Raw genomic sequence first — 14,429 nt, 5'->3', positions numbered from 1 at the left:
CGAAGGAGATCGACGATGGCAAGATCACCCAAGCAGGAAGCACGCGCCCTCGCCGCGGATGAGCGCGCGCTCGTGGACAAGTCGCGACCGGCGGTCGTGCGATCGCTGGCCGATTCCGAGCTCGCCGGCCTGGTGAAGCTCACGCGCACCCGGCGCGACCGGGCACGGACGGTGGCCGAGCGGCAACGTCGCGAGATGCGCGGCAAGGCACCGGCGCGCGGCGCCGCGCCATCCAAGGCCAATGAGGGAACGCGGCTCAAGCTGTCGGTGCTGACGGAGGCCCTGCGCCGTCTCGACAGCGAGGCGAAGCGCCGTCGCCGCGACAAGGCGAAGACGTCGCTGGTCGCCAGCGCCAAGAAGGCGCTGGCGCTGAAGCAAAAGGCCAAGCGCGCCGCGCCGTCACCGCCGACCGCGCGGAGCGCCAGCGCGGGCCTTCGCGGCAAGGCGCGCATCGAGGTCGAGACTCACGTCCCGCCGTCGGCGCGCGGCCGCGTCCGCAAGCAGGTGGCGCGGGCCCAGGCCAAGCGCGACTCCAAGCCCCGGTAGGGCCGCCATGCGATAAGGCTGCGCCGACACCGCCGCCGGATCGCGATAGAGTGCCGGCCTCCAGGGAGGATCGCATGCTGGCCAACACCACCCGGGCTCTGACCGAAGCGCAGCGCGAGCAGTGGGCCGTCGACGGCTACCTGCAGATCGAAGGCGCGCTCAGCCCGGCCGAGGTCGACTTCTTCTCCAGGCTGCTCGACGACGTGCGCGGCAAGGAGGGCTACGAGCCGGCGCCGGGCAAGCTGCCGCGCGGCCACTACGACTGGAAGCTTCCCGACCAGAACCTCGACGCCTTCATGGATCGGCGCGACCTGCTGCCGTACCACCAGGCCTTCGTCGACCTGATCGACCGGCCCGCGATCTTCGACCTGATCCTCGACCTGATGGGTCCGTACATCCAGTTCTCGATGAGCCAGGCGATCATCCGCGCCTCGACCGATACGTTCCCCGGCTACACCCACACCGACGGCGGCCAGGCACAGAAGAGTATCCGCGTCAGCGAGACCAGCCGGCCGCTCGCCGTAAAGGTGATGTACCTGCTGACCGACGTGGCCGAGCCCGACAGCGGCAACTTCACGGTCTTCCCCGGCAGCCACTTGCGGCCGTTCCCGGAGCGCGCCGAGCGCATCCCCCATCCGCACATGCCGGGCGCGGTGCCGCTGCTCGGCAAGGCTGGCGACGCCTACGTCTTCCCGCACGCGCTGTGGCACGGCCCCTCGCCCAACCATTCGGGCAAGGCGCGCAAGACCATCCTCTACAACTACTGCCAGATGTTCATGCGGGCCTACGACTTCAGCGGGCCCTACGCCAAGCTGCTCGACCGCTGCACGCCGCGTCAGCGCCGCCTGCTCGGCGATCTCGGCCACGGCCCCGACTTCCGCCCCGGCGACTTCTTCTACGCGCCCGAGGACCAGGAAGCGGTGATGACGGGCGGCGCCTGAAATCATCCACAGGCTGGGGAAAAAGCCGCCGCCGCGCGCGGCTTTATGGGCAATGGAACGCGGAAAAGGCTCGCGATTGCTCACGAAAAATCGCGGCCATTGCCCATAATAGGTGATTGCATCGCGCCCCCTTATTGTCCGCGCATGACGACGCAACCCCCGTACAAAGGGCGCACGCTTCAGGCGCGGCTCGCGCCGAAGACCAGGATCGATCCGCTCTCCGGCTGCCACATCTGGGAAGGCGCATGCAATCGCGGCGGCTATCCGCGGATATCGATCCTCGGCAAGACGCAACTCCTGCATCGGTTTCTCTGGATCGCGAGATATGGGCCGATCCCATCCGGAATGGTGCTCTGCCATCGCTGCGACGAGCGGCGTTGCATCAATCCGGATCATCACTTCGTGGGCACGCACCAGGCGAATATGGACGACATGACGCAGAAACGGCGGGCCCGCCGCGAACGCGCCGCCGCGGACGCCAGGGGCCACAGCCCGCCACCGGCTCTCGACGTGCCCGAGGCGGAGCTGACGCCGATCCGCATCTACGTGCGGGGCGTCGAGATCGTCGGGAAGGCGGTGATCCGGCCGTTCGATCCTGGCGGCAAGCTCTAGACGGCCGCCTCGACTTGGCAGCCGGCAACGGCGATACAGTCATTCACATGAAGAACGGTAGCGTTGCGATCGGCATCATCAGCGCGGGCATCATGGGCGAGCGACTGCTCAACGCCATCCGCCAGCAGGAGCGCGAGCTGCTGCAGGCCTGCGGCATCTGGGATCCGGCGCCGGCCGCGATGCAGCGTATGGAAAGGACCTTTCCCGACGTCCCGCGTCTGGCCGATGCGGCTGCCGTCATCGCGGCGAGCGACTGCGTCTACATCGCCTCGCCGCCCGCCTCGCATCTCCCCCACGCCCGCGCGGCGCTGCAGGCCGGCAAGAGCGTCTTTTGCGAGAAGCCGCTGGCTGTCGACGTCACCGATGCGCGCGCGTTCGTGGCCGAGGCCGGCGATCGGGGCGCCGTGAACTTTCCCTTCGCCTCCTCTCCCGCCGTGGCGACGATCAAGAGCTGGATCGAGAATGGCTGTATCGGCACGCCGCAGCGCCTCTCGATCGAGGTCGGCTTCGCCAGGTGGCCGCGTCCCTGGCAGGCCGACGCCGCAGGCTGGCTGGACAAGCCGATGCAGGGCGGCTTCACGCGCGAGGTCGTCTCGCATTTTCTCTTTCTCTCGCGCCGGCTCGTCGGGCCATTGCACGGCCTGACGGGCAGGGCGTCCTTCTTCCCGGAAGCGGGCAAGTCCGAGCGGCGCATCGCGGCGACCCTGCAGGCCGGCGACCTGCCGGCGACGCTCGCCGGCGCCGTCGGCGAGACGGCGAAGGACGATCACAATGTCTGGATGCTGGAATGCGATCGAGGTGCGGTGCGGCTCTGCGACTGGTCGATCGCGCAACGGCGCATGCCCGACGGCACGTGGCATCAGGCGCCGGATGCCCTGCCCCAGGAGCAGGCCCGCCCCTTGGCCTTGAAGCGACAGTTGGAGGGCGTGGTGAAACTCGCGCGCGGCGAGCCGCATCATCTCGCGACGCTCGCGGACGCCCTCAATGTCCAGGAGACCGTCGAGGGCATTCTCGCCGGCTAGCTAGCGCCGGACGAGTTGAGTCGGCCTCGGAATTCCTCCCCATTCATATGGGGAGGTGGCGCGGTCATACCGCGACGGAGGGGTCATGAGCCGCAGTCGTGATATGGCTCATGACCCCTCCGCCCGCGTAAGACGCGGGCATCTCCCCATCTGAATGGGGAGGAATTCTGAGTCGGACTCAACTCATCCCGTTCTAGTTCCTTTGCGCGGCCTCGAGCGCGCAGCCGGAAACGGTGATGCGGTGCATCAGCCGGCGCTCGCCGTGATAGTCGTTGGCGGCGTAGTGCCAGGTCGCGCGGTTGTCCCAGAAGGCGATCGAGCCCTCGCGCCAGCGGAAGCGGCAGGTGAATTCCGGCCGTGAGGCATGGCGGTAGAGATGCTCGAGCAGCGGCTTGCTGTCCTCGGCCGACCAGTCCTCGAAGCGCAGCGTGAAGGCCGGGTTGACATAGAGCGCCTTGCGGCCGCTCAGCGGATGCCTGATCACCACCGGATGGACGACGTCGGCGCCGACCTTCTCCTGGTTGCCGTAGCGGCTCTTGCCTTCGGGATTCTTGTCGTTGACGCCGCCCTTGCCGAAGACATGCGCCGAGCCGTGCACGGCGTTCATGCCTTCGAGCGTGCGCTGCAAGCCGGGCGAGAGCGTCTCGAAGGCGCGGTACATGTTGGCGAACAGCGTGTCGCCGCCCTCCTCCGGCAGCTCGCGCGCCAGCAGGATCGAGCCCATCGCCGGCGCCTCGTCGTAGGAATGGTCGGTGTGCCAGCCGCCGCCGATGTTGGTCTTCTGCTCCGGCTGCTTGCGCACCTCGGCGATCTCGGGATGGCCCTCGACGTGCTTGAAGAAGCGGTTGACGTCGATCGGCGCCCAGCGCCGCGCGAACGCGATGTGCTGCTCGGGCGTCAGGACCTGGTCGCGGAAGAAGATCACGCCGTGCTCAGTGAAGGCCGCCTGCACCTCGTCCCATTGGCGGTTGCTCAGCGCCTTGAGATCGACACCCAGCACCTCCGCGCCGCAGCCGCCGGTCAGCTTGCGCACCTGAACCGATTCATAGGCCATGATGTTTTCCTCCGAAGGAAAGCCTAGCGCGTCTGCACGCCGAGCAACAGCAGGGTCGCCGAGAGCGTCAGTACGCTGAAGCCGGTCGAGAGCACCACGACATTGGTCGCGAGGCCGACGCCGGTGCGATAGAGCTGCGCCACCAGGTAGACGTTGGCGCCGGCCGGCATGGCGGCGTTGAGTGTCGCCACGGTGAGCCACAGCGGATCGAGGTTGAACAGGTAGCGGCCCGACAGCCAGACGACCAGCGGCATCACCGCGAGCTTGAGCGCGGTGGCGAGCGTCGCCGGCTGCCAGTGCTCCTTGAGGCCGACATGGGCGAGCGAGGCGCCGGCCATGATCAGGCCGCAGGGCGGTGCCGCGATCGCCAGCGCCTGCAGGATGCGGTCGAGCACCACCGGCGTGCCGAGGCCCGGGATGAGGTGGCAGAGCTCGCCCCAGAACAAGCCGGCGAAGATCGAGGGGATCACCGGATGCTTCAGCATGGTGACGACCGCGCCGCCCAGCTTGCCGATCAGGCTTTCACGCGAGCTCGCCTGCTGGCCGATCTCGATCAGGAACGAGGCGAGGGTCAGCATGACCAGCGAGTTCATGCTGATGATCATCAGCAGCGGCACCAGCCCCGCCTCGCCGAAGGCGTAGGAGATGAACGGGATGCCGATGCCGACGCCGTTGGAGAACACCACCGACAGGGCAAACACCGTACCCTCGCCCAGCTTCATGCCGAGCAGGCGGGCGAGCGGCAGGCTGGCGAAGAACAGCAGCAGCCCGGTGCCGAAGAAAACGAACAGGATGTCGAACGACAAAGCCTCGATGCGCACCCTGGACATCGAGCGGAACAGGAGCGCCGGGAACAGCGCATAGAAGGTGACGTTGGTCAGGCCGCGCAGGCCCTCGGGCGACAGCAGCTTGCTGCGCCCGATCAGCCAGCCGACCAGCACCGTGCCGAAGACCGGCACGATGATGTCGAGGATGGCGGTCACCCTTCGAGACGCCGCGCTGCGCGCGGCTCCTCAGGGTGAGGTTTTTCGATTTGCCTCATGCTGAGGAGGCCGCGAAGCGGCCGTCTCGAAGCATGGATACAATGACGCTGTCGCTAAGCCGCCATCGCGAGGTTGCTGTAGCGCGTCAGGTGATGCTGCTGGTTGCCGAACATCAGGTCGATCATGGTCAGCCGCTTGAAGTAGTGGCTGACCGAGAGCTCGTCGGTGACGCCCATGCCGCCATGCATCTGCACCGCGCTCTGGCCGCAGAACTTGCCCGACTTGCCGATCTGGACCTTGGCGCCCGAGGCCGCCTTGCGGCGCACCACGGCATCCTTGTCGTCGATCTTGAGCGTCGCCATCAGCGTCATCGAGCGTGCTTCCTGGGCGTTGGTGAAGCAGTCGACCATGCGATGCTGCAGCACCTGGAACTTGCCGATCGGCACGCCGAACTGCTTGCGGGTCTTGATGTACTCGAGCGTCGCCGCATTGATCGCGTCCATGCAGCCGGTCGCCTCGGCGCACAGTGCCACGATCGCGCGGTCGACCGCATCCTCGACCACTGGATGCGCGCCGTCGACGGAGCCCAGCACCGTATCGGCGCCGACCGAGACCTTGTCGAAGGTGAGCTCCGACGCGCGCAGCGCATCCTGGGTCGGGTAGTCGCGGCGCGTCAGGCCCTTGGCCTTGCCGTCGACGACGAACAGGGTGAGGCCGTTCTCCTCGCGCGCGCCGCCGGCGGTGCGGGCCAGCACGATGATGTCATCGGCGGAGGCCGCGTTGTAGACGACGCCCTTGTGGCCCGAGAGCGTGTAGCCCGAGCCACTCTTCTCGGCCTTGAGCGAGACGTCGGCGAGATTGTAGCGACTCTGCCGCTCCAGCCAGGCGAAAGCGAACTGCTTCTTGCCCTCGATCATCGGCGCCAGCAGCGCCTGCTTCTGCGCCGCCGAGCCGGCCGCGGCGATCATGCCGCCGCCCAGCACCACCGTCGGCAGGAACGGCTCGAGCACCAGGCCTTTGCCGAACTGCTCCATCACGATCATGGTCTCGATCGCGCCGCCGCCGTAGCCGCCGTCCGCCTCCGAGAACGACATGCCGAGCCAGCCGAGCTCGGCCATCTGCGCCCAGTTCTCCGGCAGGAAGCCCTTCTCGGTCGCGGCGATCTTGCGCCGGTTCTCGAAGGCGTACTTGTCGCGCACGAAGCGCTCGGCCGCGTCCTGCAGCTGCTTCTGTTCGTCGGCCAGGCTCAGATCCATTTCCCTCTTCCTCCGCTGATGCCTCCCTCCCCATTCATATGGGAAGGTGCCGGCGTCTTGCGCCGGCGGAGGGGTCAGGAGCGCCGATCCTGCGGCTCATGCCCCCTCCGCCCGCGTCGGCCGCGGGCACCTCCCCCGATGACGGGGGAGGGCAAATCCTTATAGCCCCAGTATAGCTTTCGACACGATGTTCTTCTGAATCTCGGTGCTGCCGCCGTAGATCGTGGTCTTGCGCATGTTGAAATAGCGCGGCGCGGCGGGCGGCGCATGATCCGGCCCGACCGGCGTCTCGTTGGTGTCGCGAAACAGCATGTCCGGCTGGTAAGGTGCTGCGTACTCGCCGACCGCCTCCATGGCGAGCTCGGCGATGCGCTGCTGGATCTCCGAGCCGCGCACCTTGAGGATCGAGGCCTCGGGGCCCGGCGCGCCGCCCAATTGCATGGTCGACAAAGCGCGCAGCTCGCTCATCTCCAGCGCCTGCACCTGCAGGTCGACATCGGCGATCTTCTCCTTGAGCGACGGGTCGTCGTTGAGCTGCCACAGCGAGCGCACGCCGCGCTTGGAGGCCGGGACCTCGGCGATGCCGAGCCGCTCGTTGGCCAGCAGGAACTTGGCGCAGGTCCAGCCCTCGTTCTCCTTGCCGATCAGGTTGGCGGCCGGGACCTTGACGTTGTCGAAGAACACGTCGTTCACGTGATGGGCGCCGTCGACCATGATGATCGGCCGCACCGTGATGCCCGGCGTCTTCATGTCGATCAGCAGGAAGGAGATGCCCTCCTGCGGCTTGGCGTCGGGACTGGTCCGCACCAGACAGAAGATCCAGTCGGCCCAGTGGGCGAACGAGGTCCAGGTCTTCTGGCCGTTGACGATGTAGTGGCCGCCGTCACGAATGGCGCGCGTGCGCAGGTTGGCGAGATCGGAACCGGCGCCCGGCTCGGAATAGCCCTGGCACCACTGCACCTCGGAGCTGCGGATGCCGGGCAGGAAGCGCTCCTTCTGCTCGTCGTTGCCGAAGGTGTAGATCACCGGCCCGACCATCTTGACGCCGAACGGGATGATGCGCGGCGCGCCCTCCTCGGCCAGCACGTTCTCGAACAGGAAGCGCTGGGTGACGTCGAAGCCCGGCCCGCCGTACTTCTTCGGCCAGGTGTAGGGCAGCCAGCCCTTCTTCCCGAGCGCCTGCTGCCACACGACATGGTCGTCGCGGCCGTAGTGCTTGCCGGAGAAGGTCTTCTCCCTGGTCGCGGGCGACAGGTTCGCGCGCGTGAAGGCGCGGACCTCTTCGGCGAACTCCCGATGCGCAGGCTTGAGAACGAGATCCATGACTAAACCTCCGTCGCCCCGAGCGAAGCCGAGGGGCCTTTTCTTGGGCGACGACAAAAGAGGAGGTCCCTCCACTGCGCCTCGCTACGCGAGGCTCCGGTCGGGACGACGGAGTGGCTCACAAACCAAGCACCATCTTGGAGATGATGCCCTTCTGGATCTCGTTGCTGCCGCCGTAGATCGTGGTCTTGCGGGTGTTGAAGTAGCGCGGCGCCGCGAGATGCGCGTAGTCCGGCCCGACCGGCGCCTCGTTGGTGCCCTGCCACAGCAGGCCCGGCAGGTACGGCGCGGAATACTCGCCGACCGCTTCCAGGGTGAGCTCGGTGATGCGCTGCTGGATCTCCGAGCCGCGGATCTTGAGGCCCGAGACTTCCGGCCCCGGCTGGCCGCCGTGCGCCATCTGCGACAGCACGCGCAGCTCGGTGAATTCCAGCGCCGTCACCTGGATCTCGAGATCGGCGATCTTCTCGGCGAAGCCCTGGTTCGCGATCAGCGGCTTGCCATTGTCGGTTTCGGCGCGCGCGATCTCCTTCAGCGCCTCGACGCCGCGCTTGGACTGCGGCACCGCGGCGATGCCGAGCCGCTCGTTGGCCAGCAGGAACTTGGCGCAGGTCCAGCCCTCGTTCTCCTTGCCGACCAGGTTGGCGACCGGGACCTTGACGTTGTCGAAGAACACCTCGTTCACCTCGTGGCCGCCATCCATCATGATGATCGGCTTCACGGTGATGCCCGGCGTCTTCATGTCGATCAGCAGGAAGGAGATGCCCTCCTGCGACTTGGCCTTGGGATCGGTCCGCACCAGGCAGAAGATCCAGTCGGCCCAATGGCCCATCGTGTTCCAGGTCTTCGAGCCGTTGACGATGTAATGGTCGCCGTTCTTCTCCGCCCTGGTGCGCAGGCTCGCGAGGTCGGAGCCCGAGCCCGGCTCGGAATAGCCCTGGCACCACCACACGGTGCTCTCGCGGATCGCCGGCAGGTATTTCTGCTTCTGCTCGTCGCTGCCGAAGGTGTAGATCACCGGCCCGACCATCTTGGTGCCGAACGGGATGATGCCGGGCGCGTATTCCTCGGCGCAGATGTTCTCGAAGATGTAGCGCTCAGCCGGCGTGAAGCCCGGGCCGCCGTACTTCTTCGGCCAAGTGTAGACCAGCCAACCCTTCTTCCCGAGCGCCTGCTGCCAGCGCATGTAGTCGTCGCGGCCGAGGTGCTTGCCGTTCTTCACCTTGTCGCAGACGTCCGCCGGCAGGTTGGCCTTCACGAAGGCGCGCACCTCCTCGGCGAATTTCAGCTCTTCAGGGGTGAATGCGAGATCCATCGATCCCTCCCGGATTGACCATTTTGGATTGCCCCGGAGTTTAGCCGCGAGGCCGAGCCGCACAACCGGATTGCGGCTCGAAGCGCCATTCAGCGGAACGCCTTTACGTCAAAAATTTTCGCGTCAAGCACCGATGGCAGAGCGGAAAAACCGCTCCAGCGGCGCACGGTCTACCATCGTAACCGGCTCCGGCGCGCGGGCCTCGAGCGCGTCCAGGCTCTGCTCGATCCAGCGATCGAGCACCGGCAGGCGCTGCGCCTCGGCGGCCTCGCTCGCCTGCCGCTTGGTGCGCAGCATCTCGACCAGCGTGTCGCGCACCTCGGCCGGCGGCGCCGCCGCATCCATCAGGTCGAAGAAGCGCATCGGCACCAGGCTGCGATGGGCCAGCAGATACTGGCAGGCAAGCAACGGCCGCACGGCGTAGAAATACTTCTTCTGCCGCACCGTCTCGCCCAGCAGGTAGGTGCGGCGCTGGCCGCGCGCCATGCTGAGATAGTGGCGATAGGCCTTCACCGGATCGAACACCGAGAAGGCGACCTCGCGGAAGCCTGCCGCGAGCGGCCGCTCGAGATAGCGGATCGGCGACATAAGCCATTCGAACAGCACCGGGTTGCCCTTGAGCGCCAGCCGCAGCGCCTTGCGCAGCTCCCAGCCGTTGACGTCGTAGACGCCCTCGATCGGCGTCTCGATGACGTCGCGCGGCTCGCTCAGCGACAGATACCAGTCGCGCGGATGGCGATAGAGGAAGCGCACGTCGTAGTCGCTGTCCGGCGAGGCGAAGTCCCAGGCGCGGCTGCCCGATTCGCAGGCGTGGAAGATCTCGACGCCGAAGTCGCGCTCGATCGCGCCGAGCCGGCGGTCGATGTTGGCGCGCACCTCGACCAGCTCGGCCAAGCGCACCAGCGCCTGGCGCGTGCCCTCCGCATTGTCCTCGGGCCTGATGCTCGCCGGCAGATTCTCGAAGCGCATCGTCACGTCGGTGCCGCCGTCGGCGTCGCGCAGCTCCGTCGTGACGGTCATCTCACCGGCGCGATCCGGTGCGTCGAAGCGGATGCGCTCGACGACCTTCTCGTTCGGCACGCGCGCGACGAAGGTCGAGTCGAACGTGTCGGCGCGTCCGTCCCCGTAGCCGAGCGTCATGCGATAGCGCGCGCCATCGGCGCCGAGCAGGCGCGCGGTCATGTCGAGCGGGAAGCGCCAGCGCACCAGCTCGGCGGGCTCGCTGCAGGCGCGATAGACCGCCGCGCGCGGCGCCCGGACGGTGCGGGAAATACGGTTGCTGCTCATCATCGGAAATTTAGCCGCAACCCTTGGCTGCTCCCAACCGTTCGTCTCGCAGAAAGGATGAGATCGTGCATCGCCTTCTCGAACCTGCTCGCCTGCTGCTGATCCTGGCCGCCGCTGTCGGCCTGAGCGGCTGTGGCGTCGTCGCCTTCCCGGTCCGCACCACCAGCGCCGCGGTCAAGATCGTGCCGGTGGCCGGCGACGTGGTCGCCTATCCGCTCGACAAGACGGCGGACGCTATCGACTAGTCTCACGAGCCTCAGCGCGTGAGACTCGATAATGGGCCGGATGACGAGCATCGACGGCTGCCGGGCGCAAATAAACTTCGGCCGAAAATTCAAACGCTACCGGGAGGCATAACGCTCGGGCAACAGGGTGAAGATGTCGCCCTCATGCTGGCGGCGCAGTCGGTCGCGCAGATCGCGCACGACGGTTTCGTCCCAGATCGCCGCATTCATCTCGGAATGCCCGCCCAGCGAATAGGCGTGCAGGTTGCACGAGCCGATCGTCGCCCAGACGTCGTCGACGATCATCAGCTTGCAGTGCACGTAGACCGGCAGGCCGGCGAGACGGAAGCGCGGATATCGACCCAACGCCTCCAGCCCCTCGAACAGCGGTCGCCGCGCCGGGTCTTTGCGCGCGGCGTAGACGTGCTCTTCCGGCACCGCAGGAACCAGCAGCACGACCTCGACGCCGCGCTCGAGCGCGCCTTCGAGACGGGAGGCGATCGCCGGAATCGGGATCGCCTGGTTCTCGATGTAGATCGAGCGCCGCGCGGCATCGATCGCACGCTCGTACTGCCCGAGGATCGAGCGATCGTCGCGGAACATGCGCTGGATCTGGACGGTGCTCGCGCCGCAAGGAGCCAAGACCGTCGTCGGCAACGGCAGATCGTCGGACGCGTGAGGCTCGCTGGCGCCGTTCCAGCGCTGCACGAAGTTGTGCGCGACGTCGCTCGCCGACGGGCCGTTCACCTCGAGATAGGCATCGTGGCGCTCGAGCGCCTTGGCGGTGAGGTTGATGCCGCCGACGAACCCCGTGTCGTCGACCATCCAGCTCTTCTGGTGATGGCAATACGGCCCGATTGCGCGGTCCCGGCGGATCCTCAGGCGCGGCCGGGCCGGCGCATCGGTCGGGTAGGTGCGGCCGTAGTGGGCGCTCTCCGGATTGGGCTGCCAGAACACGGCGCGCACGTCGACGCCGCGCGCCGCGGCGCTCTCCAGCAGCTCGAACAGGCCGCGTCCGTCGGGAACGCGGAAGTCGTCGGCGTAGAAGGCGACCGTCACCCAGACGCGCCGGCGCGCCGCGTCGACCGCCTCGGCGATCCGGCCGAACGCCTCGCGGCCGCCGATCAGCGGCCGCACCCGATTGCCGTCGCGCCGCGGGTAGCTTCCGGACGCGGACGGGATCACGCCCATACCCTCATGAGGGCACGATCAGCGTCTTGTCGGCCTTGAGCGTGGCGATGTCGGCGTCGCTCAAACCGGCCTCGCGCAGCACCTCGGGGCCGTCCTCGCCGATGCGCGGGGCGTGGCGGCGGAACTCGACCGGCGTCTTCTCGAAGTCGAGCGGGCTCTTGAAGGTCTTGATCGGGCCCTCGGTCGGATGCTCGCGGTCGGCGAAGAAGCCGGTCGCCTTGAGGTGCGGGTCCTCGAGCAGCTCCTCCAGCGTGTTCACCGGCATTGCCGGGATGTCGGCCTCGTCGAGCGCGTCGAGCCATTCCTGGGTCTTGCGGTGCTGCATCAGCGAATCGAGCACCTGGTAGAGCTCGCTGAAGTGCTTGGGCCGCACCGTGCGGTCGCAGAAGCGCGGGTCCTTGGCGAGGTCGGGCCGCTCGACGATCTCGAAGAAGCGCACCCAGTGCGCGTCAGTGTAGGGCAGCGCGCAGATGTAGCCGTCCTTCGTGGGGAACGGATGGCGGAACTTGTTGATGATGCGGTCGTAGCCCATCGTGCCGCGGCCGGGCGTCCAGGTCTCGCCGAACAGATGCTCGGTCAGCCAGAACGAGGCTAGCGTCTCCAGCATCGGCACCTCGATGAGCTGGCCCTCGCCGGTGCACTTGCGATGGTAGAGCGCGCCCAGCACGGCGATGCAGAGGTGCAAGCCCGTCGTCTTGTCGGCGATCAGGCTCGGCATGAACTTCGGGGACTCGCCGTCGACCCGGCTCTGCAGCGACGCTGCGCCCGACACGCCCTGCACCAGGTCGTCGAAGGCGGGCTTGTGGCCATACGGCCCCTTGCGCGCATAACCCAGCGAGTAGGCGTAGATGATCGACGGATTGACCTTCTTCAGGTCCTCGTAGCCCAGGCCGAGCCGCTCGATCGCCGCCGGCCGGCTGTTGTGGATGAAGAGGTCGGCGCCCTTGATCAGGCCCTTCAGGATCTCGACCGCCTTCGGCTTCTTGAGGTCGAGGCTGAGCGAGCGCTTGTTGCGGTTGGCCGCCATGTAGATCGGGCCCATGCTCTTGTCGCGGCCCATCGAGCCGCCCGACAGCCGGAGCAGGTCGCCCTCCGGCGGCTCGACCTTGATCACGTCGGCGCCCATGTCGGCCAGATGCTGGGTCGCGAACGGCCCCAGCAGCACGGCCGTCAGATCGATCACCTTCACGCCCGCCAGCGGTCCCGGCATTTCACTCCTCACATTCGTTCTTGTTTCATCGTACCCAGAATTTCCTCCCCATTCATATGGGGAGGTGGCGCGGTCTTCCGCGACGGAGGGGTCATGGGCGACAACAAGACTGTGGCTCATGACCCCTCCGTCGCCGTATGACGGCGACACCTCCCCATTTGAATGGGGAGGAAGGGAATACGAGGAGCGAAATGCCCGGAGCGTTGGACGGCCTGTTGGTGGTGAGCGTCGAGCAGGCGGTCGCCGCCCCCTATTGCTCGGCTCGCCTGGCGGATGCCGGCGCGCGGGTGATCAAGATCGAGCGGCCCGAAGGCGATTTCGCGCGCGGCTACGACAGCTATGTGCACGGCCTCAGCTCCTATTTCGTCTGGCTGAACCGCGGCAAGCAGTCGGTCACGTTGGACTTCAAGAAGCCCGAGGATTCCGCGCTGCTGCAGCGCCTGATCGGCAAGGCCGACGTGCTGATCCAGAACCTGGCGCCGGGCGCCGCCGACCGCGCGGGCTTCGGCTCTGCCGCGATGCGGACGAACAGCAAGAAGCTGATCGCCGTCGACGTCTCGGGCTACGGCGATCACGGCCCCTACAAGAACCGCCGCGCCTACGACCTGCTGGTCCAGGCCGAATCGGGCCTCGCCTCGATCACCGGCACCGAGCACGCACCGGGCCGCGTCGGCATCTCGGCGACCGACATCGGCACCGGCATGTATGCCCATGCCGCCGTGCTCGAGGCGCTGATCGCGCGCCAGAAGACCGGCGAGGGCCGCGCCATCAAGGTCTCGCTGTTCTCCTCGATGGCCGAGTGGATGGCCGTGCCGCTACTCGCCATGGACTACTCGGCCTACGAATGGCCGCGGCTCGGCCTCACCCATCCGTTCATCGCGCCCTACGGCGTCTATCCGTCAAGCGACGACGTGCCCGTCCTGATCTCGATCCAGAATGACCGCGAGTTCGAGCGGCTCTGCCACAACGTCATCGACCGGCCGGGCCTCGAGAAGGATCCCAAGTACGCCACCGGCATCGCCCGCAACGAACGGCGCGACGACACCAACAAGATCGTGCACGAGGCTTTCGCCAAGATCCCGTTCGCCGAGCTGGCGGCGCGACTCGATTCGGCGCAGATCGCCTGGGCCCGCGTCAGCAACATCGCCGCGCTGTCCAAGCATCCGCAGCTCCGCCGCATGTCCTTCAAATCGTCGAAGGGCGAGATTTCGGTGCCGGCGCTCGCGGCCTCCTGGGACGACCAGGGCGAGCGGCTGGGCGACGTGCCCGAGCTCGGCCAGCACACCGCTGAGGTGCGGCGCGAGTTCGCGGAGTGATTCCTCCCCATTCATATGGGGAGCAACTGTCTTTTGGCCTAAGCGCCGGCAGGCTGCCAAGGGAGGTTGTGTCGGCTCATGGCGTTGAGGGTGACGATGAGCTTACGCATGACGGCGACGATGGCGACCTTGGGCTTCTTGCCGGCAGC

Annotated in this window: 14 protein-coding genes and 1 pseudogene; 6 read left to right on the top strand and 9 right to left on the bottom strand. The window is 67.2% G+C overall.

The window, feature by feature from the left end:
- Nucleotides 1–15 precede the first annotated feature (15 nt).
- From J0J01_RS24240 to J0J01_RS24225, 4 genes are all read left to right on the top strand, one after another.
- Nucleotides 16–546 (top strand): hypothetical protein, encoded by a 531-nt coding sequence (locus tag J0J01_RS24240; RefSeq protein WP_296385425.1) that lies wholly within the window; start codon nt 16–18, stop codon nt 544–546.
- A 74-nt stretch (nt 547–620) separates the two neighbouring features.
- Nucleotides 621–1,487 (top strand): phytanoyl-CoA dioxygenase family protein, encoded by an 867-nt coding sequence (locus tag J0J01_RS24235; protein ID WP_296385423.1) that lies wholly within the window; start codon nt 621–623, stop codon nt 1,485–1,487.
- 144 nt (nt 1,488–1,631) lie between these two features.
- Nucleotides 1,632–2,099: an HNH endonuclease signature motif containing protein gene (locus J0J01_RS24230; RefSeq protein ID WP_296385421.1), complete on the top strand. Its 468-nt coding sequence runs from the start codon at nt 1,632–1,634 to the stop codon at nt 2,097–2,099.
- A gap of 47 nt (nt 2,100–2,146) precedes the next feature.
- Nucleotides 2,147–3,121: a Gfo/Idh/MocA family oxidoreductase gene (locus tag J0J01_RS24225; RefSeq protein WP_296385419.1), complete on the top strand. Its 975-nt coding sequence runs from the start codon at nt 2,147–2,149 to the stop codon at nt 3,119–3,121.
- Between the two features lie 193 nt (nt 3,122–3,314).
- Here J0J01_RS24225 and J0J01_RS24220 read toward each other — a convergent pair whose 3' ends face one another.
- The 6 genes from J0J01_RS24220 to J0J01_RS24195 all read right to left on the bottom strand — a co-directional run bounded on the left by J0J01_RS24220 (nt 3,315) and on the right by J0J01_RS24195 (nt 10,339).
- Nucleotides 3,315–4,175 carry a TauD/TfdA family dioxygenase gene (locus J0J01_RS24220; protein WP_296385417.1) on the bottom strand — a complete coding sequence of 287 codons (861 nt, stop codon included), beginning with the start codon at nt 4,173–4,175 and terminating at the stop codon, nt 3,315–3,317.
- A 23-nt stretch (nt 4,176–4,198) separates the two neighbouring features.
- Nucleotides 4,199–5,158, bottom strand: coding sequence for an AEC family transporter (locus J0J01_RS24215; RefSeq protein WP_296385415.1), 960 nt, complete (start codon nt 5,156–5,158; stop codon nt 4,199–4,201).
- 113 nt (nt 5,159–5,271) lie between these two features.
- Entirely contained in the window at nt 5,272–6,414 is a 1,143-nt protein-coding gene (locus J0J01_RS24210; RefSeq protein WP_296385413.1) for an acyl-CoA dehydrogenase family protein, read from the bottom strand.
- A gap of 159 nt (nt 6,415–6,573) precedes the next feature.
- Nucleotides 6,574–7,737 (bottom strand): acyl-CoA dehydrogenase family protein, encoded by a 1,164-nt coding sequence (locus tag J0J01_RS24205; protein WP_296385411.1) that lies wholly within the window; start codon nt 7,735–7,737, stop codon nt 6,574–6,576.
- Nucleotides 7,738–7,855: 118 nt separating this feature from the next.
- Nucleotides 7,856–9,052, bottom strand: coding sequence for an acyl-CoA dehydrogenase family protein (locus J0J01_RS24200; RefSeq protein ID WP_296385409.1), 1,197 nt, complete (start codon nt 9,050–9,052; stop codon nt 7,856–7,858).
- Between the two features lie 123 nt (nt 9,053–9,175).
- The gene (locus tag J0J01_RS24195; RefSeq protein ID WP_296385407.1) at nt 9,176–10,339 is read right to left on the bottom strand and encodes a nucleotidyltransferase domain-containing protein; all 1,164 of its coding nucleotides are present in this window, start codon (nt 10,337–10,339) and stop codon (nt 9,176–9,178) included.
- A gap of 65 nt (nt 10,340–10,404) precedes the next feature.
- On the opposite strand from J0J01_RS24195, the gene J0J01_RS24190 reads away from it, so the two are divergent.
- Complete coding sequence (locus J0J01_RS24190) at nt 10,405–10,584, top strand: DUF6726 family protein (RefSeq protein WP_296385405.1); 180 nt, start codon at nt 10,405–10,407, stop codon at nt 10,582–10,584.
- 96 nt (nt 10,585–10,680) lie between these two features.
- Here J0J01_RS24190 and J0J01_RS24185 read toward each other — a convergent pair whose 3' ends face one another.
- Both J0J01_RS24185 and J0J01_RS24180 read right to left on the bottom strand, forming a co-directional pair.
- Nucleotides 10,681–11,748, bottom strand: a complete 1,068-nt coding sequence (locus tag J0J01_RS24185) for a phosphatidylserine/phosphatidylglycerophosphate/cardiolipin synthase family protein (RefSeq protein ID WP_296385403.1) — start codon at nt 11,746–11,748, stop codon at nt 10,681–10,683.
- A 10-nt stretch (nt 11,749–11,758) separates the two neighbouring features.
- Nucleotides 11,759–12,964: a CoA transferase gene (locus J0J01_RS24180; protein WP_296385402.1), complete on the bottom strand. Its 1,206-nt coding sequence runs from the start codon at nt 12,962–12,964 to the stop codon at nt 11,759–11,761.
- Between the two features lie 191 nt (nt 12,965–13,155).
- On the opposite strand from J0J01_RS24180, the gene J0J01_RS24175 reads away from it, so the two are divergent.
- Nucleotides 13,156–14,280, top strand: a complete 1,125-nt coding sequence (locus tag J0J01_RS24175; RefSeq protein WP_296385400.1) for a CaiB/BaiF CoA-transferase family protein — start codon at nt 13,156–13,158, stop codon at nt 14,278–14,280.
- 38 nt (nt 14,281–14,318) lie between these two features.
- On the opposite strand, the pseudogene J0J01_RS24170 reads toward J0J01_RS24175, so the two are convergent.
- Nucleotides 14,319–14,429 (bottom strand): annotated as a pseudogene (locus J0J01_RS24170) (IS110 family transposase); the annotation flags it as partial.

This window comes from Reyranella sp., assembly GCF_017305915.1.
Taxonomy (GTDB): Bacteria; Pseudomonadota; Alphaproteobacteria; order Reyranellales; family Reyranellaceae; genus Reyranella.
This window is presented reverse-complemented; position numbering and strand designations above follow the sequence as displayed.

Bases quoted from the DNA above. Each gene is read 5' to 3' on its own strand.
- J0J01_RS24240 (WP_296385425.1), top strand. From the start codon at position 16: ATGGCAAGATCACCCAAGCAGGAAGCACGCGCCCTCGCCGCGGATGAG.
- J0J01_RS24235 (WP_296385423.1), top strand. From the start codon at position 621: ATGCTGGCCAACACCACCCGGGCTCTGACCGAAGCGCAGCGCGAGCAG.
- J0J01_RS24230 (WP_296385421.1), top strand. From the start codon at position 1,632: ATGACGACGCAACCCCCGTACAAAGGGCGCACGCTTCAGGCGCGGCTC.
- J0J01_RS24225 (WP_296385419.1), top strand. From the start codon at position 2,147: ATGAAGAACGGTAGCGTTGCGATCGGCATCATCAGCGCGGGCATCATG.
- J0J01_RS24220 (WP_296385417.1), bottom strand. From the start codon at position 4,175: ATGGCCTATGAATCGGTTCAGGTGCGCAAGCTGACCGGCGGCTGCGGC.
- J0J01_RS24210 (WP_296385413.1), bottom strand. From the start codon at position 6,414: ATGGATCTGAGCCTGGCCGACGAACAGAAGCAGCTGCAGGACGCGGCC.
- J0J01_RS24205 (WP_296385411.1), bottom strand. From the start codon at position 7,737: ATGGATCTCGTTCTCAAGCCTGCGCATCGGGAGTTCGCCGAAGAGGTC.
- J0J01_RS24200 (WP_296385409.1), bottom strand. From the start codon at position 9,052: ATGGATCTCGCATTCACCCCTGAAGAGCTGAAATTCGCCGAGGAGGTG.
- J0J01_RS24195 (WP_296385407.1), bottom strand. From the start codon at position 10,339: ATGAGCAGCAACCGTATTTCCCGCACCGTCCGGGCGCCGCGCGCGGCG.
- J0J01_RS24180 (WP_296385402.1), bottom strand. From the start codon at position 12,964: ATGCCGGGACCGCTGGCGGGCGTGAAGGTGATCGATCTGACGGCCGTG.
- J0J01_RS24175 (WP_296385400.1), top strand. From the start codon at position 13,156: ATGCCCGGAGCGTTGGACGGCCTGTTGGTGGTGAGCGTCGAGCAGGCG.